The sequence below is a fragment of the Bradyrhizobium sp. USDA 4451 genome, from assembly GCF_054822585.1.
The window spans coordinates 436,181-457,548 of sequence record NZ_JBTRCH010000001.1 but is presented as its reverse complement, the minus strand read 5'-3'; the positions used below and the strand labels follow the sequence as shown (position 1 = coordinate 457,548).

At 63.6% G+C, this 21,368-nt stretch carries 16 protein-coding genes, 1 tRNA gene and 4 pseudogenes; 16 read left to right on the top strand and 5 right to left on the bottom strand.

From position 1 onward, the window contains the following. Positions 1 to 383 precede the first annotated feature (383 nt). The 4 genes from mnmA (at position 384) to ACVMB0_RS01915 (ending at position 2,912) form a co-directional block, all read left to right on the top strand. A complete protein-coding gene (gene mnmA, locus ACVMB0_RS01930; RefSeq protein WP_456797331.1) occupies positions 384 to 1,580 on the top strand; it encodes a tRNA 2-thiouridine(34) synthase MnmA in 1,197 nt (398 codons plus the stop codon). A gap of 75 nt (positions 1,581 to 1,655) precedes the next feature. Then, positions 1,656 to 2,294: a class I SAM-dependent methyltransferase gene (locus ACVMB0_RS01925; protein WP_456752469.1), complete on the top strand. Its 639-nt coding sequence runs from the start codon at positions 1,656 to 1,658 to the stop codon at positions 2,292 to 2,294. A 53-nt stretch (positions 2,295 to 2,347) separates the two neighbouring features. Continuing rightward, a complete protein-coding gene (locus tag ACVMB0_RS01920; protein WP_456797332.1) occupies positions 2,348 to 2,719 on the top strand; it encodes a hypothetical protein in 372 nt (123 codons plus the stop codon). A 116-nt stretch (positions 2,720 to 2,835) separates the two neighbouring features. Next, positions 2,836 to 2,912, top strand: a tRNA-Met gene (locus ACVMB0_RS01915). On the opposite strand, the gene ACVMB0_RS01910 is transcribed toward ACVMB0_RS01915, so the two are convergent. Both ACVMB0_RS01910 and ACVMB0_RS01905 read right to left on the bottom strand, forming a co-directional pair. After that, entirely contained in the window at positions 2,869 to 4,530 is a 1,662-nt protein-coding gene (locus ACVMB0_RS01910; RefSeq protein ID WP_461349577.1) for a recombinase family protein, read from the bottom strand. The two genes, ACVMB0_RS01915 and ACVMB0_RS01910, sit on opposite strands and share 44 nt — an antisense overlap. 291 nt (positions 4,531 to 4,821) lie before the next feature. Then, positions 4,822 to 4,971, bottom strand: a complete 150-nt coding sequence (locus ACVMB0_RS01905; RefSeq protein WP_461345143.1) for a hypothetical protein — start codon at positions 4,969 to 4,971, stop codon at positions 4,822 to 4,824. A 902-nt stretch (positions 4,972 to 5,873) separates the two neighbouring features. Here ACVMB0_RS01905 and ACVMB0_RS01900 point away from each other — a divergent pair. The 3 genes from ACVMB0_RS01900 (at position 5,874) to ACVMB0_RS01890 (ending at position 10,212) form a co-directional block, all read left to right on the top strand. Continuing rightward, the gene (locus ACVMB0_RS01900; protein WP_461345142.1) at positions 5,874 to 6,917 is read left to right on the top strand and encodes a Fic family protein; all 1,044 of its coding nucleotides are present in this window, start codon (positions 5,874 to 5,876) and stop codon (positions 6,915 to 6,917) included. A gap of 972 nt (positions 6,918 to 7,889) precedes the next feature. Continuing rightward, a complete protein-coding gene (locus tag ACVMB0_RS01895; protein ID WP_461345141.1) occupies positions 7,890 to 9,875 on the top strand; it encodes a methyl-accepting chemotaxis protein in 1,986 nt (661 codons plus the stop codon). A gap of 154 nt (positions 9,876 to 10,029) precedes the next feature. Next, positions 10,030 to 10,212, top strand: a complete 183-nt coding sequence (locus ACVMB0_RS01890; RefSeq protein WP_461345140.1) for a hypothetical protein — start codon at positions 10,030 to 10,032, stop codon at positions 10,210 to 10,212. Between the two features lie 221 nt (positions 10,213 to 10,433). Here ACVMB0_RS01890 and ACVMB0_RS01885 read toward each other — a convergent pair. Continuing rightward, a pseudogene (locus ACVMB0_RS01885) lies at positions 10,434 to 10,595 on the bottom strand (DNA ligase); the annotation flags it as partial. 132 nt (positions 10,596 to 10,727) lie between these two features. On the opposite strand from ACVMB0_RS01885, the pseudogene ACVMB0_RS01880 reads away from it, so the two are divergent. Next, positions 10,728 to 10,906 (top strand): annotated as a pseudogene (locus ACVMB0_RS01880) (DUF3606 domain-containing protein). A 43-nt stretch (positions 10,907 to 10,949) separates the two neighbouring features. On the opposite strand, the pseudogene ACVMB0_RS01875 reads toward ACVMB0_RS01880, so the two are convergent. Both ACVMB0_RS01875 and ACVMB0_RS01870 read right to left on the bottom strand, forming a co-directional pair. Then, positions 10,950 to 11,180 (bottom strand): annotated as a pseudogene (locus ACVMB0_RS01875) (hypothetical protein). A 369-nt stretch (positions 11,181 to 11,549) separates the two neighbouring features. After that, positions 11,550 to 11,660 (bottom strand): annotated as a pseudogene (locus ACVMB0_RS01870) (phospholipase effector Tle1 domain-containing protein); the annotation flags it as partial. 724 nt (positions 11,661 to 12,384) lie between these two features. Here ACVMB0_RS01870 and ACVMB0_RS01865 point away from each other — a divergent pair. The 8 genes from ACVMB0_RS01865 to ACVMB0_RS01830 all read left to right on the top strand — a co-directional run bounded on the left by ACVMB0_RS01865 (position 12,385) and on the right by ACVMB0_RS01830 (position 21,314). Then, on the top strand, positions 12,385 to 13,587 hold the full coding sequence (locus tag ACVMB0_RS01865; RefSeq protein WP_461345139.1) for a cytochrome P450: 1,203 nt from the start codon (positions 12,385 to 12,387) through the stop codon (positions 13,585 to 13,587). Between the two features lie 94 nt (positions 13,588 to 13,681). Next, positions 13,682 to 14,971 (top strand): cytochrome P450, encoded by a 1,290-nt coding sequence (locus tag ACVMB0_RS01860; RefSeq protein WP_461345138.1) that lies wholly within the window; start codon positions 13,682 to 13,684, stop codon positions 14,969 to 14,971. 1 nt (position 14,972) lies between these two features. Next, on the top strand, positions 14,973 to 15,281 hold the full coding sequence (locus tag ACVMB0_RS01855; RefSeq protein WP_461345137.1) for a ferredoxin: 309 nt from the start codon (positions 14,973 to 14,975) through the stop codon (positions 15,279 to 15,281). Then, positions 15,268 to 16,113 (top strand): SDR family oxidoreductase, encoded by an 846-nt coding sequence (locus tag ACVMB0_RS01850; RefSeq protein WP_461349576.1) that lies wholly within the window; start codon positions 15,268 to 15,270, stop codon positions 16,111 to 16,113. Before ACVMB0_RS01855 ends, ACVMB0_RS01850 begins: the two co-directional genes overlap by 14 nt. Further along, positions 16,113 to 17,456, top strand: coding sequence for a cytochrome P450 (locus ACVMB0_RS01845; RefSeq protein WP_461345136.1), 1,344 nt, complete (start codon positions 16,113 to 16,115; stop codon positions 17,454 to 17,456). Before ACVMB0_RS01850 ends, ACVMB0_RS01845 begins: the two co-directional genes overlap by 1 nt. A 132-nt stretch (positions 17,457 to 17,588) precedes the next feature. Then, positions 17,589 to 18,587: a polyprenyl synthetase family protein gene (locus tag ACVMB0_RS01840; RefSeq protein ID WP_461349575.1), complete on the top strand. Its 999-nt coding sequence runs from the start codon at positions 17,589 to 17,591 to the stop codon at positions 18,585 to 18,587. A 277-nt stretch (positions 18,588 to 18,864) separates the two neighbouring features. Beyond that, positions 18,865 to 20,415, top strand: coding sequence for a hypothetical protein (locus ACVMB0_RS01835; RefSeq protein WP_461345135.1), 1,551 nt, complete (start codon positions 18,865 to 18,867; stop codon positions 20,413 to 20,415). Further along, the gene (locus ACVMB0_RS01830; RefSeq protein ID WP_461345134.1) at positions 20,412 to 21,314 is read left to right on the top strand and encodes a terpene synthase family protein; all 903 of its coding nucleotides are present in this window, start codon (positions 20,412 to 20,414) and stop codon (positions 21,312 to 21,314) included. Before ACVMB0_RS01835 ends, ACVMB0_RS01830 begins: the two co-directional genes overlap by 4 nt. The last annotated feature ends 54 nt before the right edge of the window (positions 21,315 to 21,368 follow it).

Genomic DNA, 21,368 nt, shown 5'->3' with positions numbered 1-21,368 from the left:
TGCTTCCGACGTCACGCTGACCACTGCCAACCCTCGCAAATGAGACTTCCGGCGTTATGTCAGCAAGGAGCGGGCCAACCCGCGGGTGCAATAAATGGTGAGTTATTTCAGCTGGTTATGAGTAGCCGCGGAGCCCTGAAGCGGGTTCCCGGCGGGTCTCCTTTTTGCCCGGCGGCAAGATTTGCCGTCCGCGCGCGGCAAGGCACGGTGTCGGCCGGATTGCCTCGTCGGAATACGGCCTATATTAAGAGTGGCCGCCGACGCGTCCCGAACCGACCGACCCGGTCTTGGACACGTTCTAAGGCTCTCTGGACAAAGGCTTTTTCCAATTCCGTCGCGGAGCGCATAACGTCGCCGCGACAGTGACCAATGACCGCTTAGAGATGCTCAACAGTCTGGATCTTGAAGGCCGCCCTGAAGACACACGGATCGTCGTCGCGATGTCCGGCGGCGTCGACTCGTCGGTGACGGCTGCGCTGTTGAAGTCGCAGGGCTATGACGTGGTCGGGATCACGCTGCAACTCTACGACCACGGCGCTGCGACCCATCGCAAGGGCGCGTGCTGCGCCGGCCGCGACATCCACGATGCCCGCAATGTCGCCGAGCGGATCGGCATTCCGCATTACGTGCTCGACTATGAAAGCCGCTTCAAGCAGTCGGTGATCGACAATTTCGCCGACAGCTACGCGCTCGGCGAGACGCCGGTGCCGTGCATCGAGTGCAACCGTTCGGTCAAGTTCCGCGATCTGCTGGCGACCGCGCGCGAGCTCGGCGCGCAGGCGCTCGCCACCGGCCACTATGTCGCCTCGCGCCGGCTGGCCGACGGATCGCGCTCACTGGTCTGCGCGGCGGATGCCGATCGCGACCAGAGCTATTTCCTGTTCGCCACCACGCGCGAGCAACTCGACTTCCTGCGCTTCCCGCTCGGCGACATGACCAAGCCGCAGACCCGCGAGCTGGCGCGGCGCTTCGAGCTCGAGGTTGCCGACAAGCAGGACAGCCAGGACATCTGCTTCGTGCCGACCGGCCGCTACACCGACATCATCGGACGGCTGAAGCCGAATGCGATCGCGCCGGGCGATATCGTCGATCTCGCCGGCAATGTCGTCGGCCAGCACCAGGGCATCGTTCATTTCACCGTCGGCCAGCGCAAGGGCCTCGGCATCGCATCCGGCCACCCGCTCTATGTGGTCAAGCTCGATGCGGCGACGCGCCAGGTCGTGGTCGGACCGCGCGAGGCGCTGCGGATGGATCGCATCGCGCTGCGCGACGTCAACTGGATCGGCGACGGCGCGCTGGATCGCGTGATCGGCGAGGGCATCGAGATCTATGTCCGCGTGCGCTCGACGCGTGCGCCGCAGCCGGCATGGCTGCGCGCCGCCAATGGCGGTTATGAGGTCGAGCTCGTCGCCGGCGAGGAGGGCGTGTCGCCCGGCCAGGCCTGCGTGTTTTACGACGCGCCGTCGGGGCAGGCGCGCGTGCTCGGCGGCGGCTTCATCAGGAGTGCGAGTGCGAGCCGCGTCGCGCGCGCTGCAGCGCAGGATGCGATGGCGCCGCTCGCGGAAGCGGTTCGCGGATAGCGCATGATCCGGAAAAGTGGGAACCGGTTTTCCGAAGCGGTCATGCGCAAACAAAGCTGAATTCGGGGCAGGGGAATGGCTGGGGACATCGACCGCGACGGGGTCGAAAAGGCGTATGGCCGCTGGGCACCGATCTACGATCTCGTGTTCGGCAAGGTGTTCGATCAGGGCCGTCAGTCGACGATCGCGGAAGCCGATCGGATCGGCGGACGCGTGCTCGACGTCGGCGTCGGCACCGGTCTGTCGCTGTCGGACTACTCGCGCAGCACGAAACTCTACGGCGTCGATATTTCCGAGCCGATGTTGCGGCGGGCGCTCAAGCGCGTGCGCGCGCTGGGCCTCGGCAATGTCGAGACGCTGGCGGTGATGGACGCCAAGAACCTCGCATTCCCGGATTCGTTCTTCGACGCGGTGGTCGCGCAATATGTCATCACCGCGGTGCCCGATCCCGAAGCGACGCTCGACGATTTCATTCGCGTGCTGAAGCCGGGCGGCGAGTTGATCCTGGTCAATCACATCGGCGCCGAAAGCGGCCCGCGCCGCATTTTCGAGCTCGCCTTCGCGCCGCTGGCGCGGCGGCTCGGCTGGCGTCCGGAATTTCCGTGGGAGCGGCTGACCAATTGGGCCGCGAAGCATGGCGGCGTCAGCCTCGCGGAACGCAGGCCGATGCCGCCGATGGGGCACTTCTCGCTGATCCGCTTCCGCAAATCGTGAGGCTGCGGCGATTTTCACAGGGAACATCGGCGCCTCGTCCCGGTTTTCTCGTCATGAGATTCAACCGAACACTCGCATTGTCCTGTGTGCTGATGCTGGCGCCGGTTGTTGCCGCGGCGCAGGCGCCGCCGACACCCGCAACGCCGCCGGCGCAGACCGCGCCGCCGGCACCGCAGCGCGCCGCCCAGAATCAGAATTGCGCGCCACAGCAGCCGTCGCGTCCGGGGGCTGCGGCTCCCGAGGGAACCACCACCGGGCAGGCCAGCCAGCCGCTGGGTGATAAGCTCGCCAAATCGGACGGGGTGTTATGCCCGCCGGCCGGCGTCGATCCCGAAATGCGTGCGCCGACCCCAGAGGGCGGCAACACGCCGGTGATTCCACCGCCCGGCAGCCCCGGCGGCGACCCGACGGTCCGGCCGAAATAGCCCCTGTCTGCAATAAGTTGCAGTCACGCTTGGGTTTGCTTGACAGGCGCGCATGCCGCTCTTTATATGCCGCGCGTTCGCAAGGTGCGGCTTGACGCCGCCGATCGCGAGCCCGTGGCGGGGTAGCTCAGCTGGTTAGAGCACGGGAATCATAATCCTGGGGTCGGGGGTTCAAGTCCCTCTCCCGCTACCATCTTTCCCCACACCCCTTTGACGTGGTTTGGATAGGCTTTTTCCCCGAGCAGGGCATTTAGCCGGCCAGCTATCTCCACGGCTACACCACCTGGGCGCCCCGGATCGCGGAACACAGTGACCGTCTCGACCAGGTCTCTGATGGCTTCTGCGGCCTCTCCGTCGCCCGCACTGACACCTTTGCCCAGTGCTTCCTCAAGCCGACCGAGTTGCTCCTCATATCGTTTAAGGATGGCCGGATGCAGCGCGACTTCCTTCAGGGCGGGTGGCTGGCTCTGCAACTCCTCAGATATCCGCTGTCGTTCGGCATCTAAGGCAGTCGATCGCGGTCCGAGAACGGATGGATCGCCATGTCCTTTCGCGATCGCATCAACCAGCCGTTCGATTTCCCGGTTTAATTGCCCAAGCTGCTGCTCGAGGCGCTGCCGTTTTGCACTTGATGTAGCTGCGAGGCGCTTCCGCTCCTCTAGATAAATGCGTACGTACTCCGAAATAACCTTGGGCGCGCGCAATTCGGCTTTTAGGCCGCTAAGGACTGCGCTCTCGACGGTGTCTAAATAAAAAGTCTTGGCGTCAGGACACGTGCCGCTCTCCGTCGCCGCCGAGCAGCGAATGCGAACGCGCCCCGATTTGTCCCGTCCATTGGTTGCCATGCCTGCGCCGCATGAGCCGCAACGGAGTAAGCCAGATAGCATCCGACGGGGCCGACGTTGATGGCTGGGGTGGCCGTGGCTGCGCTCCCCTTTGCGTTGCTGAGCAGCTGTGAATAACTCTGGACTGACAATTGCAAGATGCGGCACTTCAGCAACCTGCCAGTCACTCCTCGGATTCGGTCGTGACAGGCGGTTTCCCGAGTCGGGATCTTTCACCATCCTGACTTTGTTCCAGACGAGGCGCCCCACATAAAGCTCGTTCTGCAGGATTCCGGCGCCACGCTGAAAGTTGCCATTAATAGTTGAAGCATTCCATGCGCGCCCTCGCGGGGGTGATATCCTTTCTTTGTTGAGATCGTGCGCGATCTCGCGAGGCGTTCGACCGTCCGCATATTCCTGAAAGATACGCCGGATCACTTGTGCCTCGGACTCAACGACGACCCGTTCGCCGCTTTTTCCGGCGATCGCGGCATATCCGTATGTCAGGCCACCTCCAGCCAAACCTTGCTTGACCCGCCCTGCTTGGCCACGGCGCACCTTGTGAGCGTTGTCTTCACGATAGAGTTGTCCGACCAAGCCGCGAAGGCCGACCAGTACGGTATTGACGACACCTTCGTGAACCGCCCGGATCTCGATTCCGAGAAAAGACAGCCGCTTATGGATGCCTGCGAGATCTTCCATGTCGCGGGAAAGACGATCGAGCGCTTCGACGATTACTACGTCAAAGGATCTCTCCCGCGCTTGGTCCAACATCCGCAGAAGGCCTTCGCGTCCCATGACGGAGCCACCCGAACGGGCCCGATCCTCATAGGTGCTAATAACGGTTAAGCCTTCCCGCTCGGCATAGCTTTGACAAAGCGAAAGCTGGTCTTCAATCGAACGCTCATTCTGAAGATCGGTTGAGAATCGAGCATAGATCGTCGCTCTCTTCCTTGTCGTCTCTTCGATTGGCGAGCTCTCTTTCATGATCTTCCCTCGCGGCCAGACGAGCAAGTACGCGCGCAAGCCGTAAGATCGCCTTGTCTGGAGTCGTCTGCAAGGACAATTTGCGAGGCGCTTCACGCACGATCGAACCTCTAGGTGATCGAGCAATTAATCGAGGTGCACGCACCTGCGCTGGCGCCACTCCACAAAATGTCGGCGTCGGTGATCATCCAGAGCATCATGCTTGGGCGGTGCCTAAGCGGAATGGCCGCTATGAGCTCGTCGTGTAATTGGATGCCGCAGCGAAGAAAAAGATAGCGTTCAGAAGGCCTTTCAGACAATCGTGCCGGCCTCACGTCTGACCAGGCTGCCGAGCGACTTGAACGAGGTCCAAGACAGGTTGCCGGGCAGCGCCGCGCCGGCACGCGGCACCAGCAAAACCCGGTAGTAGCCGAAGGCTAGCAGCTCGTTGGCGAGCGTCACACCGCACAATCGAGACCCCTGATCGCGTAGTAGATGAATAGGCTTGTTATCCTGGGCGAAAATTCAATAGACCCATAAGGATCGCGGTCCGCGTGCTTGAAGAAATTAGCCGCTTCTTTGAGTTGCCGGTTGAATTCAGCGCGGGTGCCCGACTTGATGTATCCGGAATCGAGTAGCAGGCCATGCCGTTTCGGGCTTTTGCCTTGCTGACTACATGGACGCTCTCGTAAGCGGCATAGGCAAGGGTATGAGCTGAAACCCAATCTTCGTCGTAGAACCACATCCTGATTGCGATCCTCAATTGGGTGTGAGCCGCGTCTAGCTTGCCGACTTGCAACAATATTCCGGTGTCTTGCATGATGAAGAAGACTCAAATCGATAAGTTCGCGAAGCCGGGACGGACGAATTTGGGAGCCCATTCAACGCGGCGCTGGAGAACTTGGCTAAATCGCCACGTAAAGAAATGCCGCCATCGGCGGACGCTACGGAAGCCGGTGCTTCCTCGCGTCAGAGTCGAGATCGTCCGGCAAGCCATGGGTTTGAAATCCACAAACTCAATCGCCGCGATAGAACATAAAGGGAACAATTTGGTCTGAGCTGGGAGTCGAAGGGCGTACGGATCCCTATTCAAGCAGGCCGAGACCGCGCATTATTATGGTTTAATGCAGAAACCCTAATTATAAATAGGGTCGCCGACCTCTAGTTTTGGTTTTTCATGAAGCGCAGCGATCTCAGCCACACAATCAGGGAGACCCTCAAACGGTTGCCGCCGCCGTACGATTCCCACTACGGGATCGTCCCGCCGGCCCCCTCCCGAAGACGGAGTTTCGGTCGCAGGGGCGACGAAGGCCCTCGATGCTGCTCAATTCGCCTTCGGGCGGGTCGACGCCATCGGCGCTCAGTTGAAGGACCCCTACATCGTCAGCCGGATCCTGACCAGACGCGAAGCCGTCAGTTCCTCATCGATCGAAGGCACCCAAAGCACGCTCGATGAACTGCTTTCCGTGGAGGAAGCGGGGGGCGACGACGCCAGGGACGAAGCGCGCCAGGTGCGCAACTATGCCGTCGCGCTTGACGGATTCATTCCGCTTGCGGCCAAAGACGGATACCGCGTCTTCACGATGGATTTGATTAGAGATCTCCATCGTGCGGTGATGAAGGATGATCCGGATTACCAGGATGCTCCCGGCGAGCTCCGCAACCGCGTCGTGTGGATCGGCGGAAAAGGCGACATCGCGTATTCCAGTCTGAACCCTCCGCCTCCTGCCGACGTTCCGGACTGTCTCGCCCAGACCGTCGATTATCTCCGCAATGAGGGGATGCAGCAGATGACACAAGGCTTCGTCACTAGGATGGCGATTGCGCACGCTCACTTCGAGGCGGTCCATCCCTTCCGCGATGGCAACGGGCGTGTCGGCCGTCTCCTTCTTCCTCTTATGATGGCTGCCGAGAAGCACGTCCCTCTGTACCTTTCGCCCTACATCGAGAGCAAAAAAGAGACGTACTACGCCTCCCTCAAGGACGCCCAGCAGCGACTCGACTGGCAGCCGATCATTGCCTTCATGGCCGACGCCGTCACCGGCACCGTCGATGAACTCATCCGAACCCGCAACGCGCTGTCGGACTTGTCCGAACTCTGGCGGCGGCGCCGGAAATTCCGCAAGGGTTCTGCGGCGGTCCGCGCGCTTGACGAACTTCACAATTATCCGGTTGTGACTGCCAAGCGGCTAAGCGATCTTCTTGAGATCAGCCCTCCACAGGTGCATCAGGCTATCGCCCAATTGGAAGAGGCAGGCATCTTGCAAGAGCGGACCGGCTACGCGCGCAACCGCGTGTATGCCGCCTACGAAGCGCTCAGTATCATCAACCGTCCCTTCGGCGAGGAGCCCTTGCTTCCCGAGCAAGCCGATCTAGGCGAGATATCGGCGGCTCTCAGGGAACCGTGACCGGTGCTATGTCGTGGACCCGGTGAGCGCTTCCGGCGAACGCGAACAGCCGCAATGAGCAAGCGACATCCAGCTTGATCTATCGTACGGGCATGACCTGCAGCCGGATTGGCGGCCTCATCGCAGAGCGGCCACAAGATGCGCCCCTCGCAATCGGGGCCGGTGAAGATCTCCTGCCTCGCTACAGTCGGCCTTTCCGTAAGCGTCCAGCAGGAAATCCCTGCGCATCGAAACCGACAAGGGCGGCTATGGGGCGATCGGCACTCGCCGTCGTGATCGACGCCCGCTGTCGGGACAGGTCTCCCGCTTCTCTCTTCCAGCATCGCGGACTGATTTTTCGCTTTGGTTGGCCCGGGGACTATGCAAGCGCGTCTTCCAAATGAGCCAGAATATCCGTCTATCCATAGGCGTCCGCGGAGTTGCTCACAATGGGGCAGCGAACTACTCCCCACCTTCGTCCGTTCAGTACTATTTGTGTCCCGGGAAGTGCAGTGCGTCACGGAAGTCTCCGAGCAATGAATAGAGTGCATTGTCGCCGGGATGCCAATGACGCGCGTCGGTACTTGCGGAAGATGATTTTCCGCGGTGATTGGCTGCGGAAGCATCGAGCCAGCGGGCGATCTTTTTTATTGTAGTCAGAATAGTGCGGGTCCGAATCCGAGCGCTATCCGATGTGTTGTGCCGCTTATCGGCGAACTTCGCGTCACGCGCGCATCTTTTCTGTAAAGGTCGCCGATGATCGGCCTATCGTGGGCATGATGTTGCCGTCGCCGGAGGGGCCTCGTAGTTCGCGTCGATCAGAACGCACAGTGCGAGTTCAGATTTTCGAAATCAATCTGACCTATTGAGCCGGTCATCATCGACCGAACGAACCAGGTCAACAACTCCCGTCTAGCCAATACTGACCAGCGCCTGTCGGCGCCGTTGTTCAACAACACGGCCACTGGGGCAAGAACTCATTCGAGGGGTAACATGAGCGAAGTTGTGACGAGGAACGGCAGGCCATCGAGGCGTTTCCGCATGGGGTTGCGCAGCCAAATGGCACTACTCGGGATTTCCGGGGTCCTTGTCACCGGCGTGATCTGCGCCGGCGCTCTGAACTACGCGCGCCTCGTCCAGAGCGAATCAAACGACAGCAACAAATTCAAGGATCATGTCGCATCGCTGTCACAGAGTTTCCTGGAGTCGCGACAAATCGCAAACGACTTCCTCCGCAAACCAAGTGATGTCTTGATCAAGAACCATGCGGAGAATTATGAGCGGCAGCTCGCGGACCTCGGTTACGTTGAAACATTTGTGACGATGTTGCCCGCTGACGACCCGCTCAAGCACGTGACGTCCCTGCGCTCGGTGATCGGTCTCTACGCAACACGCTTTCATAACGTCGTCTCCGCCCAACGCAATCTCGGCTTCAACGAAAATGAAGGGTTTCAAGGCAAGCTGCGCAATGCCGTTCACGACGTCGAGCAGCGCCTGAAAGAGCTGAACCAGCCGCGTCTCACCACCTTGATGTTGATGATGCGCCGGCACGAGAAGGATTTCATCCTGCGTGGCGAGGACAAATATGGCGATCAATTGGTGGATCAGGAAGCGGCGTTTGAAACCGCGCTTGGTCAGGCAAACTTGCCAGAAGAGGCGAAATCCCAGATCCTGGAACTGATCCGCGCATACAAGTCGAGTTTTGTTGCGTTCATGGTGACGCAGCAAGCACTGAACGACCAGGTGGACGATCTTGGACAGATCTACGACCGTGTCCGGCCAGCGCTCGTGAAGATCATGGCCGCCGCCGGGGCGCGTTCGCAGGTTGCTGAAGTTCGGGCGGAAGAAATCCGGGAGACGCTCATCTGGGTGATTGGACTTTCAACGGTACTTGTGGGGCTCACCGCACTGCTGTTCGGCCAGCGCATCGCCAAAACAGTGGCGTCGATGACAACGGCCATGCGCCAGCTCGGCGAGGGGAGGTTCGATGTCGTTTTGCCAGGACTTGGCCGAAAGGACGAACTCGGTGAGATGGCCGAAGCGGTCGAGATGTTCAAACTGGAGGCCCGTCAGAAGGCGCAGGCGGAGCTCGATGCGAGCGCCGAACTGGATCGTGTCGCCGCCGGGCAGCGTAAGGCCGATATCGCCCGACTCGCCGGAGAGTTCGAAAGCGCCGTGGGCGAGATTATCGGCACCGTCTCATCCGCATCCTCAGAGCTCGAAGCCTCCGCGCGCAGTCTCACCGGCACGGCCGATCGCGGCAGGCAACTCTCCGTCGAGGTCGCATCTTCGTCGGAGGAAACCTCCGCCAACGTTCAGCGCCTCGCGGACGCAACCGGTGAAATGGCCGGAACCATCGCCACCATCGGCCGGCAGGTCGACCAGGTGGCCAGTATGTCGCACGAAGCGGTTCGCATGGCGCAACTGAGCGACCAGCGAATATCCGGTTTAGCAGTTGCAGCCGAGCGGATAGGTGGCGTCGTTCAGCTGATTGCCGCGATCGCGCGGCAGACAAATCTGCTCGCGCTCAACGCCACCATCGAGGCTGCACGCGCCGGAGGCTTCGGCAAGGGGTTCGCGGTCGTCGCGCAGGAAGTGAAATCTCTCGCGACGCAGACCGCCCATGCCACCGCTGAGATCAGCGAACACATCGGCGGAATACAGGCTGCGACACGTGATTCGGTCGGGACTATTGCCGAAATTGGCGGCCTCATCGGACGCATCTCGGAGATTGCGGGGAACGTGGTGGAGGCCATCGGAAAGCAGGAGACGACCAGCCAAAGCATCGCACTCAATGTGCAGGAAGCCGCAGCCAGGACGACGCTGGTGGCGACAAGCGCCGGTGAGGTCACTAAGGGCGCAAAGCTGACCGGGGAGGCTTCGGCGGGAGTGCTAAGGTCTGCCGAACTGCTTTCTGAGGAAGGTACTCGGCTGAAGCGCGAGCTGGACGACTTCCTCGCTAGAATCCAGGCGGCGTAGGTTGGGGGAGGGGTAGACCGAAAAGCATCCAGATCAGCATGCGAATTGCAGACAGGCGCTACTTGGTGGTCAACAATGGCCGTTGTGACTGGCGGCTTCTCGCCGACTCAGGCTAAGCAGTTCGTGCGCAAAATCCAATATGAGACGAAACAAGATGGTTGCTGCCGCCCGCAAGATGCCGACTTCAGGCTTCGCGATCGAAGTCGATGGCCTGTTAAAAGCTGAGTTTGCAACGAAAGAGGGCGCCAGGGCCGGCGGAGAAGAACTGAAGAGACGCTTTCCCAAGCTTCGGGTCAGGATCTATGACGCGCAGACGCATGCGCGTGAGGAAATCTAGAGTCTCAGATTCAAGCCCGGGTCACTTCTTCCGCTTGGCGCGTGCGGCCGATGCCGCAACGGGCTCTCCTGAACCGAGCCGCGCAGCGTCTCGGTCATGCGGATTCGATCCCTCGCGCAAGGACTCATGAAGCTCCTCGCCGGGGGCACTCGGGAAAGGGGCCCGCCATCATGGCGTATGCCGGCGTGGCTATTACGGCCCGTTGCCGGGTACCGCTATTGGATCTTCTTAAGTTCGGCTTTGCGCTGAAAGAGCGGGAGTCGGATGTCGCATAGGCTCTTCAGATAGAGCAGATCGAACGCTACGAGGATGATGCTCTTCGATTTGCCCTTGAGCTCGTTCTGCAGGACCGAGAAGTCGGTCGTGCCGTCGGCCGCCGGTAGCTGTTGGCTTTACGCTGAAAAGGCACAGGAAGAACTCAACGTTGCCGCCGATTCAAATTGGCACAGTTCGAATCGTTCCAGAACCTGCGAATCCCTGTCGCGGTGCTTTCAATGTCACAACAGGAGGCACCGATGGCTGCAGCGAAGAAGAGCAACACGGCGCGCGGACGAAGCAGGACCGGCCGCGGGTGGCAGGCGGGCAGGGCTACGAAGTGCAGTACGAGGCGAAGAAGACCGGAAAGTCGGCGCCGGCGGTGAAGAAGGCCGTCAAAAAGGTCGGCGACGCGCGCAAGCGGATGGAGAAACAGTAGGCCGCTGAGTCAGAGACGAATTGGCGTAGATGCTTAGTGCCGGTCATCCTCGTTGGGGGCATTCTGGACAGGTGTCTCCAATCGAGTCCAGAGACGCCTATTGGCGGGTCTCGACGGGCGATATTGAAGGCCCGCTCTCGTGCATGCGGACTGGCGCGGTCCTGCATCCAAGCGTGCTCCTCGCACTCGCGGATGGGCCCGCTTCCCGGAGCACGTGGATCTCCCATCCGCGCAGCGTCCGTATTGTCGGCCTTCGTTCAGTAGTCATCAGCATTGAAGTAGGCTCCGAATACGACGAAACCTGTGGTCCGCCATCTGTTCCGGCTCCTCGCACAAGGCTGGATTCCCAGTAAGCAGAGGACAAGGTTTCCCCGATTCTGAGATCCCTGTGAAAGATGCCGGGCGGTTCTTGTAGGATGGCCTGCATCACGTTCGCTTAGGTCTTTGCGCGTGCAGGCAGAGCCGCACCGCGCTCTCGTGTTGGGGGGCACGGCCCCTGACTTGCAGTCAGGGGCACGGCCCCTGACTTGCAGTCAAAAGTGACCGAGTTCGCGCTTGTCGTGCCAGGGACCAAGCGATCCGCATTCAGCTTCAGAAATCTATCGTGTACCTTGATGCCGAATCCGCCGCGTCCCTTGCGGTCGGGAAAGGTCTCGGCCGCATGCGCCATCCAACTCAGCGAGATGTCGGAGAGGCGGGTTTCATTTTCGGGATAACTACCGTCGACATCGAAGTGGTTTCCTGCGAACCACATTCCACAACCACTCCGGTTGTTTGAAATCCGTGCAAGGCCGCCCCGCACATTCAGCGCGAGAGCGGGCCTTTGTCTGGCACTTGCTGCGCCATTGTCGGCATTGAGACTCAATGCCAGAAACCTGACATACGCGCGCTACGAAGTGCCTGCTGAGCCTGCGAACTCACCTCGGCACGCGATTTGCTCTGTTCACGGCATCATCACCGATCGCGGTGCGATGATCTTCGGGACGGACACGGCGCGCGCCGCCGCTCGCGTTTGGTCCATTCCGACGGTTTGCTGTGGCATGACTTGGCGCTCGGTAGTGGACCGAGAAATGCAGGGAAGGGTTGGATGCGATCTAGAGTTCTTCTTTTGGGAGCCAGCGAAACTGCCACCGGAAAAGTGCGACTGCGCCGCAAGCTATATTGGCGGGCAAGTTGATGGCGGGTACCTCGAGCCTCCTTCACCAATCCTTACGGTCAGTCCATCTTGGCAATGCCGACAGGTTCGATGTCATGCGTCGGGGCAACCCGCACCTGCCGTTCGGCTAGGGCCCCCTTCTGCCTGAGCGTGCGCTGGGACGACTGGAATTGCGATGAGCCTCTTCGCGCCACTCGTGCGGATCGGGGATCTGGTGCGGACCAACGTCGCGGAGGCTGTCGTTTACCTACCGTCTTCGCTGCCCTGCGGCTCCTATCGGTCACCTTCCGCCCCTTCATCGCTTAGAGAGTGATGTGCCACCATGTCCGAACAATCCTTGCCGACGCTGCCGATGTGGCGCGTCGATCACATCGAGCCTTCGCCGGAGATGTTGGCGCTACGCGCCAACGGTCCGATCCACCGCGTGCGCTTCCCGTCCGGACACGAAGGCTGGTGGGTGACAGGCTATGACGAGGCCAAGGCGGTGCTGTCCGACGCGGCGTTCCGGCCCGCGGGAATGCCGCCGGCGGCATTCACCCCGGATTCGGTGATTCTCGGTTCGCCGGGCTGGCTGGTGTCGCACGAGGGGGGCGAGCATGCCCGGTTACGCACGATCGTGGCGCCGGCCTTCAGCAACCGCCGGGTGAACCTGCTCGCGCAGCAGGTCGAAGCGATCGCCGCGCAGTTGTTTGAGAAACTAGCGGCCCAGCCTCAGCCCGCCGACCTGAGGCGCCACCTCTCCTTTCCGCTTCCGGCCATGGTCATCAGCGCGCTGATGGGCGTGCTCTACGAGGATCACGCCTTTTTCGCCCGGCTGTCCGACGAGGTGATGACGCACCAGCATGAAAGCGGCCCGCGCAGTGCGTCGCGCCGGGCCTGGGAAGAACTGCGCGCCTACATGCGCGGCAAGATGCGCGACAAGCGCCAGACTCCGGGCGACAACCTGCTGACGGATCTGCTCGCGGCGGTCGACCAGGGCAAGGCGACCGAGGAAGAGGCGGTCGGCCTTGCGGCGGGCATGCTGGTGGCGGGGCACGAGAGCACCGTCGCGCAGATCGAATTCGGCCTGCTGGCCATGTTCCGCCATCCGCAACAGCGCGAACGCCTGGTCGGCGATCCGTCCCTGGTGGACAAGGCGGTGGAGGAAATCCTGCGCATGTACCCGCCGGGCGCGGGCTGGGACGGCATCATGCGCTATCCGAGGACCGACGTGACCATCGCGGGCGTGGATATTCCCGCGGAGAGCAAAGTGTTGGTCGGCCTGCCGGCGACGTCGTTCGATCCGGGCCATTTCGATGACCCGGAAATCTTCGATATCGAACGCCAGGAAGAGCCGCACCTGGCGTTCTCCTACGGGCCGCACTCTTGCATCGGCGGGGCGCTGGCCAGGCTGGAACTCAAGGCGGTGTTTGGTTCGATCTTCCAGCGCTTTCCCGCGCTGCGTCTGGCCGTGGCGCCTGAAGAACTGAAGTTGCGCAAGGAGATCATTACTGGCGGCTTCGAGGAATTCCCGGTGCTCTGGTGATGCACGGACGCCAACGCTGATCGCGATCCTCTCCGCAATTTGCCGGCGCGCCTGGGGCGCGCCGGTTAGATCAAGCCCCCGACAGGTAATCAGGATGCACGTGCAAGAAACCAGGGCAGCATACCGGGACGCCTTCGCCGAACTGGCGTCTCCGGCATGCATCCACGACCCGTATCCGTTCATGCGGTGGTTGCGCGAGCACGATCCGGTGCATCGCGCGGCGTCGGGCCTCTTTCTGTTGAGCCGCCACTCCGACATTTACTGGGCGCTCAAGGCCACGGGCGATGCGTTTCTGGGACCGGCGCCAGGCGAACTGGCGCGCTATTTCCCGCATGCGGCGACCAGCCTGTCGCTCAATCTGCTGGCGTCCACGCTAGCGATGAAGAACCCACCGGCGCATACGCGTCTGCGCCGGCTGATCTCGCGCGATTTCACCATGCGCCAGATCGACGACCTGCGGCCGAGCATCGCGCGCATCGTCGCCGCGCGCCTGGACGGCATGGCGCCCGCACTGGAGCGCGGGGAGGCCGTGGACCTGCATCGGGAATTCGCGCTGGTCTTGCCCATGCTAATCTTCGCTGAACTGTTTGGAATGCCCCAGGACGACATGTTCGGGCTCGCCGCCGGCATCGGCGCCATTCTGGAAGGCCTCAGCCCGCGCGCCAGGTATCCCCAGCTCGCCGCGGCGGACGCGGCCAGTGCCAGAGTGAAGGCCTATTTCGGGGGCCTCATCCAGCGCAAGCGCACCGATCCCCGCCACGACATCGTGTCGATGCTGGTCGGTGCACACGACGATGATGCCGACACGCTGTCGGATGCGGAGTTGATCAGCATGTTGTGGGGCATGCTGCTCGGCGGCTTCGCCACCACTGCTGCCACCATCGACCATGCGGTCCTGGCGATGTCGGCGTATCCCCAACAGAGGCGCTGGCTGCAGGGAGACGCCGTGGGGGTGAAGGCGTTCGTCGAAGAAGTCCTGCGCTGCGACGCGCCCGCGATGTTCAGCTCCATTCCGCGTATCGCCCAGCGCGACATCGAACTGGGCGGCGTGGTGATCCCGAAGAACGCGGACGTGCGCGTGCTGATCGCGTCCGGTAATCGCGACCCGGACGCCTTCGCCGATCCCGATCGCTTCGATCCGGCGCGGTTCTACGGCACCAGTCCAGGTATCTCGACCGACGGGCAGATCATGCTGAGCTTCGGCCACGGCATTCACTTCTGCCTCGGTGCGCAACTGGCCCGGGTGCAATTGGCCGAGAGCCTGCCGCGGATCCAGGCCCGTTTCCCCACGCTGGCATTGGCCGGGCAGCCGACCCGGGAGCCCTCCGCGTTCCTTCGGACGTTCCGCGCGCTGCCGGTGCGGCTGCATGCGCAGCGGAGCTGAGATGCGCGTCGTGGTCGACCAGGATCTGTGCGGAACCAGCGGGCAGTGCGTGCTGACGCTGCCGGGCACCTTTCGCCAGCGCGAATCGGACGGCGTGGCCGAAGTATGCGTGGCGACGGTCCCGCAGGCGCTGCACGCCGCCGTGAGGCTGGCGGCGAGCCAGTGCCCAGTCGCCGCCATTCGGGTCATCGAAAGCGACGCTGGCGATGACGAGCGCGGCAGCGCCGACCCTGTGCCTTCTACACCGGAGGCCGAGCGGCATGCCGCAAGAGACCAACGCCACCCAGGAGGGCACGATGGGACGATTTGAAGACAAGGTGGCCGTGGTGACCGGTGCCGGCGCCGGCATCGGCAAGGCATGCGCCCTCGCTATCGCGCGCGAGGGAGGCAGGGTGGTGGTCGCCGACATTGATGGCTCGGCGGCCATCGCCTGCACCGCGCAAATTGCATCCGAGGCGGACCGCGCGCTGGCCTCGGCCACAGACATCGCCGATGCGCAGGCGGTGGCTGCGCTGTTCGAAACGGCGGAGCGGCACTTCGGTGGGGTCGACCTGCTGGTGAACAACGCGAGCGCCATGCATCTGACTCCGCGCGACCGCGCGATCCTCGACCTGGACCTGGCGGTCTGGGATCAGACAATGGCGACCAATCTGCGCGGCACGTTGCTCTGCTGCCGGCAGGCCATCCCACGGATGATCGCCCGCGGTGGTGGCGCGATCGTCAACATGTCGTCGTGCCAGGGGCTCAGCGGTGACACCGCGCAGACGTCCTACGCCGCGTCGAAGGCGGCGATGAACATGCTGTCCGCCTCGCTCGCCACCCAGTACGGTCATGCGCAGATCCGCTGCAACGCGGTTGCGCCGGGTCTCATCATGACCGATCGTCTCCTCGCCAAGCTGGACGAGTGCACACAATGGCATCTGCGCCGGCACCAGCTCCTGCCGCGCGTCGGCCGCCCCGAAGACGTGGCCGCGCTGGTGGCGTTCCTGCTCTCCGACGATGCTGCGTTCATTACTGGCCAGGTCTTGTGCATCGACGGCGGCATGCTGGCGCATGTGCCGACGTACGCCGATGGTGGCAACAGCCGCGCCGCGCGGCCTTCCGGCAAGACCGCCGAAGCGGACGCGTCGCGGGGCTGCTGATGGACATGTTGCTCAACCCGCTGAACCGTCGGCATCGGCTGCGGCACGACATCCCGGTCGTGCCGGGCGCTTTCCCCTTGGTCGGACATCTTCCCGCCGTCGTCTGCGACCTGCCGCGCCTGCTGCGGCGCGCGGAACGGACGCTGGGCAGCCACTTCTGGCTGGATTTCGGCCCTGCCGGACATCTGATGACCAGTCTGGATCCGGACGCCCTCGCACTGCTCCGGCACAAGGACGTGTCCTCGGCGCTGATCGAAGACATCGCGCCCGAATTGTTTGGCGGAACGTTGGTTGCCCAGGACGGCATCGCGCACCGGCAGGCGCGCGACGCGATCCAGGTGGCGCTTCTGCCCAAGGGACTGACCCAGGCCGGCATCGGCGAGCTGTTCGCGCCCGTCATCCGGGCGCGCGTGCAGAGGTGGCGCGACCGCGGCGACGTAACCATCCTGCGCGAAACCGGCGATCTGATGCTCAAGCTCATCTTCAGTCTCATGGGAATCGCCGCGCAGGACCTGCCGGGATGGCATCGCAAATACCGGCAACTGCTGCAGCTGATCGTCGCGCCCCCGGTCGACCTGCCCGGACTGCCATTGCGGCGCGGCCGCGCCGCCCGCGACTGGATCGATGCGCGGTTACGCGAGTTCGTCCGCGCCGCGCGTGAACATGCCTCGCGCACCGGGTTGATCAACGACATGGTGAGCGCCTTCGATCGCAGCAACGATGCGCTTTCCGATGACGTCCTGGTCGCCAATATCCGCTTGCTGCTGCTTGGCGGGCACGACACCACCGCCTCGACGATGGCCTGGATGGTGATCGAGCTGGCGCGGCAGCCTGGGCTGTGGGACGCCCTGGTCGAGGAGGCGCAACGCGTGGGTGCGGTGCCGACCCGGCACGCGGACCTGGCGCAGTGTCCGGTTGCCGAGGCGCTGTTCCGCGAGACGCTGCGCGTGCATCCGGCGACGCCGCTCCTGGTGCGTCGCGCAGTGCGGGAATTGCGAGTCGGCGAACGGCGCATTCCCGCGGGCACCGATCTGTGCGTCCCGCTGCTGCATTTCTCGACCTCGGCGCTGCTGCACGAGGCGCCTGATCAGTTTCGGCTGGCGCGGTGGCTGCAACGCACCGAGCCGATCCGTCCGATGGACATGCTGCAGTTCGGTACCGGTCCGCACGTCTGCATGGGCTACCACCTGGCATGGCTGGAACTGGTGCAGTTCTGTATCGCCTTGGCGCTGACCATGCACGAGGCCGGGGTGCGGCCGCGGTTGCTGAGCGACGCCGAAAAAGGCCGGCGCTATTACCCGACCGCACATCCGTCCATGACTATGCGCATCGGATTCTCATGAGCTGGCATCGCAAGCGCATGTGGCGAGGCAGCGGCGCCGGCGCCGTGCGGCAACGCTGCACTCGGCGCGCGCACGGTGCGACGCCGACAACACCTCGGTGGCCCGCTCGTCGGGGACAAGGACATGAACAACATGCAGACCGGTTCCACGGCACAGGACGACAGAACTGGTGATTCCGCGCTCGGCGGATTGGGCGCGCCGGCGCGCGGCGCATCCGGCGGGCTGCTGCCCGAGATCTGGATGCAGGACGGTGCAAAGCGGGTCGAACAGGTGCTGGCGCGCCTTCTCTTTGTCGAGCGTGACGGCGAGACCGAGCTGATGGCCGCGATGCGCTACGCCACCTTGCATGGCGGGAAGCGCACCCGTGCCTTGCTCTGCCTGGCTGCCGGCGCACTGTCCGACACGCCGGCGCACATGCTCGAGGGCGTCGGCGCTGCCATCGAGATGATGCACGCTTGCACCCTGGTGCACGACGATCTGCCGGCGATGGACGACGACGTGCTTCGCCGCGGCCTTCCGACCGTGCACGTCAAGTTCGGTGAAGCTACTGCGATCCTGGTCGGCGATGCGTTGCAGGCGCACGCCTTTCTGACCCTGGCGAGCCTGGATGCGCCGGGCGACCACCGTATCGCGCTCGTGCGCGAACTGGCGCAGGCGGTGTCCGCCGAGGGTGCCGCAGGTGGGCAGGCCATCGATCTGTCGCTGGTTGGAAAGCACGTGGAGCTGGACAGGATCGTGGCGATGTACCGGATGAAGAGCGGAGCGCTAGTGCGCGCGTCCGTTCGCATGGGCGCGCTATGTGCCATCGCGGAGGATGCCGCGCACGCTGCGCTGTACTGTGCGCTCGATCGCTACGGCGCCTGTTTCGGCCTGGCGTTGCAGGTGATCGACGACATTCTCGACGTGACAGCGGATACCGCGACGCTGGGCAAGACCCCCGGCAAGGACGCGGCGGCACAGAAGCCGACCTGCGCGTCGATCATGGGACTGCAGGCAGCGCGCCAGTTCGCGCTGGATCTGTTGCGCGATGCCGGGGAGGCCATCGCGCCGCTGGGGCCGGGTACAGAACGCTTGGCGCAAATCCTGCAGCAGGCCAACGCGTATCTGTTCAAGCACGCGCCATGCGCATGAGCGTGCCCGTCCGCTTGGAGATGCCCGTGTGCCGCTGCGATTGGCTGGCGGCAGCGGTGCAAGCTGCACTATGTGCGAAGTCTCCGGCACCGATCGCAGCGGTTGCCCCGCACGGCCGCGGCGCGCGCGGCGCACTGCGCGCAAGCCTATTCGGCGGGCCGGCGCCAGCATCGGGGCGCCCGCGCCGGAGCAGGGCGGCCGTCCGGCACTGCCTATACGACGGCCCGCGGCGACATGCGCGACGTCTGCCCATCCGTTTGCAGAAGGGGCATCCCGCGTGAACGCGCTGTCCGAACAGATCCTTTCCGAATTGCGTCGTCTGCTAAGCGAGATGAGCGATGGCGGCAGCGTCGGTCCGTCCGTCTACGACACGGCGCGAGCTCTGCGGTTTCACGGCAAAGTCACCGGTCGGCAGGACGCATACGCGTGGGTCATCGCGCAGCAACAGGCCGATGGCGGATGGGGAAGCGCGGACTTCCCGCTGTTCCGCCATGCGCCTACGTGGGCGGCATTACTGGCATTGCAGCGCGCCTGTCCTCTTTCCGGCGCTGCCGACGCAGTCCAGGCTGCAAGCCGGTTCCTCCAGCGCCAGCCCGATCCCTATGCGCATGCAGTCCCGGAAGACGCGCCGATCGGCGCGGAACTCATTCTGCCACAGCTTTGCGGCGAGGCGGTATCCTTGCTGGGCGGCGTGACGTTTCCGCGCCACCCAGCGCTGTTGCCGTTGCGGCAAGCCTGCCTGGTCAAGCTGGCGGCGATGGCGACGTTGCAGAGCGGCCATCCGCTGCTGCACTCCTGGGAAGCCTGGGGGACGTCGCCGACCACTGCACGCCCGGATGAGGACGGCAGCATCGGCATCAGTCCGGCGGCCACCGCCGCGTGGCGCGCGCATGCCGTGACACAGGGAAGCATGCCGCAGGTCGCGCGCGCCGACGCGTATTTGCAGACGGCATCGCGGGCAACGCGCAGCGGCATCGAAGGTGTCGTTCCCAACGTCTGGCCGATCAACGTGTTCGAGCCATGCTGGTCGCTGTACACCCTGCATCTGGCCGGGCTGTTCGCGCATCCCGCGCTCGCCGAGGCGGTGCGCGTGATAGCCGCGCAGCTCGACGCGCGTCTGAGCGGGCGCGGTCTGGGGCCGGCCTTGCACTTCGCGGCCGATGCGGACGACACCGCCGTTGCGTTATGCGTCCTGCACCTTGCTGGCCGTGACCCGGCGGTCGATGCGTTACGCCATTTCGAAATCGGCGATCTGTTCGCCACCTTCCCCGGCGAGCGAAATGCTTCGGTGTCGACCAACATCCATGCCCTGCATGCCTTGCGACTATTGGGAAAGCCCGCCGCCGGCACCAGCGCCTACGTTGAAGCCAATCGCAACCCGCATGGTCTATGGAACAACGAAAAATGGCACGTTTCGTGGCTGTATCCCACCGCGCATGCGATCGCTGCGCTGGCGCAAGGCAAGCCCCAGTGGCGCGACGAGCGCGCGCTGGCGGCGCTGATACAGGCGCAGCGCGACGACGGCGGCTGGGGCGCCGGTCGCGCGTCCACATTCGAGGAAACCGCCTATGCGTTGTTTGCGTTGCGCGTGATGGACGGCAGCGAAGAGCCGACAGGGCGCTGGCGCATCGCGCAGGCGGTCGCGGGTGCGCTGGAGTGGATGCTCGCCCGCCATGCGGCGCATGCACTGCCGCAAACGCCGCTGTGGATCGGCAAGGAACTGTATTGCCCCACCCGGGTCGTGCGCGTGGCCGAACTCGCCGGGTTGTGGCTGTCGCTTCATTGGGGGCGGCGCGTCCAGGCCGAGAAAGCAGGAGCGGCGCCATGATCCAGCCCCAACGCGCGCTGCAGCAGGTGCTGGAGTGGGGGCGTTCCCTGACCGGGTTCGCCGACGAGCATGCCATGGAAGCGGTCAGGGGCGGCCAGTACATCCTGCAGTTCATCCACCCGAGCCTACGCGACACCAGCGCCCGCACCGGCCGCGATCCGCAGGACGAAACGCTGATCGTGGCGTTCTATCGCGAATTGGCGCTGCTGTTCTGGCTCGACGATTGCAACGACCTTGGCCTGATCGCGCCGGAACAACTCGCCGCGGTGGAGAAGGCGCTGGGGCAGGGCGAGCCGTGCGCGCTCCCCGGATTCGAGGGCTGCTCTGTGCTGCGCGCTTCGCTGGCGGCACTTGCCTACGATCGTCGCGACTATGCTCAGCTTCTCGACGATACCCGGCGCTACTGCGCTGCGCTGCGCGCCGGACAGGCGCGGCCGGCAGAGGCAGAACGCTGGTCTTACGCCGAGTACCTGCACAACGGCATCGATTCGATCGCCTATGTGAACGTGTTCTGTTGCTTGTCGCTGCTGTGGGGGCTGGACATGGCGACCTTGCGCGCGCGTCCGGCGTTTCGTCAGGTCCTGCGACTCATCTCCGCGATAGGGCGCCTACAGAACGATCTGCATGGACGGGACAAGGACACGTCGGCCGGCGAGGCCGACAACGCCGCGATCCTGCTGCTGCAGCGCTATCCGGCTATGCCTGTGTTGGAGTTCCTTAACAACGAACTGGCGGGCCATACGCGCATGCTGCACGGGGTGATGGCGGAAGAACGCTTTCCCGCGCCGTGGGGCGCGTTGATCGAGGCCATGGTGGCCATCCGCGCTCAGTACTACCAGACCTCGACCAGCCGCTACCGCAGCGACGCTGTGGGGGGAGGCCATCGTGCGCCGGCATGAACGCGCGGGATGCGAGGGCGTGCGCGCACTGCCGTCGGTCCGATTCGTCGCCCG

Coding starts and splice junctions, on each gene's coding strand:
- mnmA (WP_456797331.1), top strand. CDS start 384: ATGCTCAACAGTCTGGATCTTGAAGGCCGCCCTGAAGACACACGGATC.
- ACVMB0_RS01925 (WP_456752469.1), top strand. CDS start 1,656: ATGGCTGGGGACATCGACCGCGACGGGGTCGAAAAGGCGTATGGCCGC.
- ACVMB0_RS01920 (WP_456797332.1), top strand. CDS start 2,348: ATGAGATTCAACCGAACACTCGCATTGTCCTGTGTGCTGATGCTGGCG.
- ACVMB0_RS01910 (WP_461349577.1), bottom strand. CDS start 4,530: ATGAAAGAGAGCTCGCCAATCGAAGAGACGACAAGGAAGAGAGCGACG.
- ACVMB0_RS01895 (WP_461345141.1), top strand. CDS start 7,890: ATGAGCGAAGTTGTGACGAGGAACGGCAGGCCATCGAGGCGTTTCCGC.
- ACVMB0_RS01890 (WP_461345140.1), top strand. CDS start 10,030: ATGGTTGCTGCCGCCCGCAAGATGCCGACTTCAGGCTTCGCGATCGAA.
- ACVMB0_RS01865 (WP_461345139.1), top strand. CDS start 12,385: ATGTCCGAACAATCCTTGCCGACGCTGCCGATGTGGCGCGTCGATCAC.
- ACVMB0_RS01860 (WP_461345138.1), top strand. CDS start 13,682: ATGCACGTGCAAGAAACCAGGGCAGCATACCGGGACGCCTTCGCCGAA.
- ACVMB0_RS01855 (WP_461345137.1), top strand. CDS start 14,973: ATGCGCGTCGTGGTCGACCAGGATCTGTGCGGAACCAGCGGGCAGTGC.
- ACVMB0_RS01850 (WP_461349576.1), top strand. CDS start 15,268: ATGGGACGATTTGAAGACAAGGTGGCCGTGGTGACCGGTGCCGGCGCC.
- ACVMB0_RS01845 (WP_461345136.1), top strand. CDS start 16,113: ATGGACATGTTGCTCAACCCGCTGAACCGTCGGCATCGGCTGCGGCAC.
- ACVMB0_RS01840 (WP_461349575.1), top strand. CDS start 17,589: ATGCAGACCGGTTCCACGGCACAGGACGACAGAACTGGTGATTCCGCG.
- ACVMB0_RS01830 (WP_461345134.1), top strand. CDS start 20,412: ATGATCCAGCCCCAACGCGCGCTGCAGCAGGTGCTGGAGTGGGGGCGT.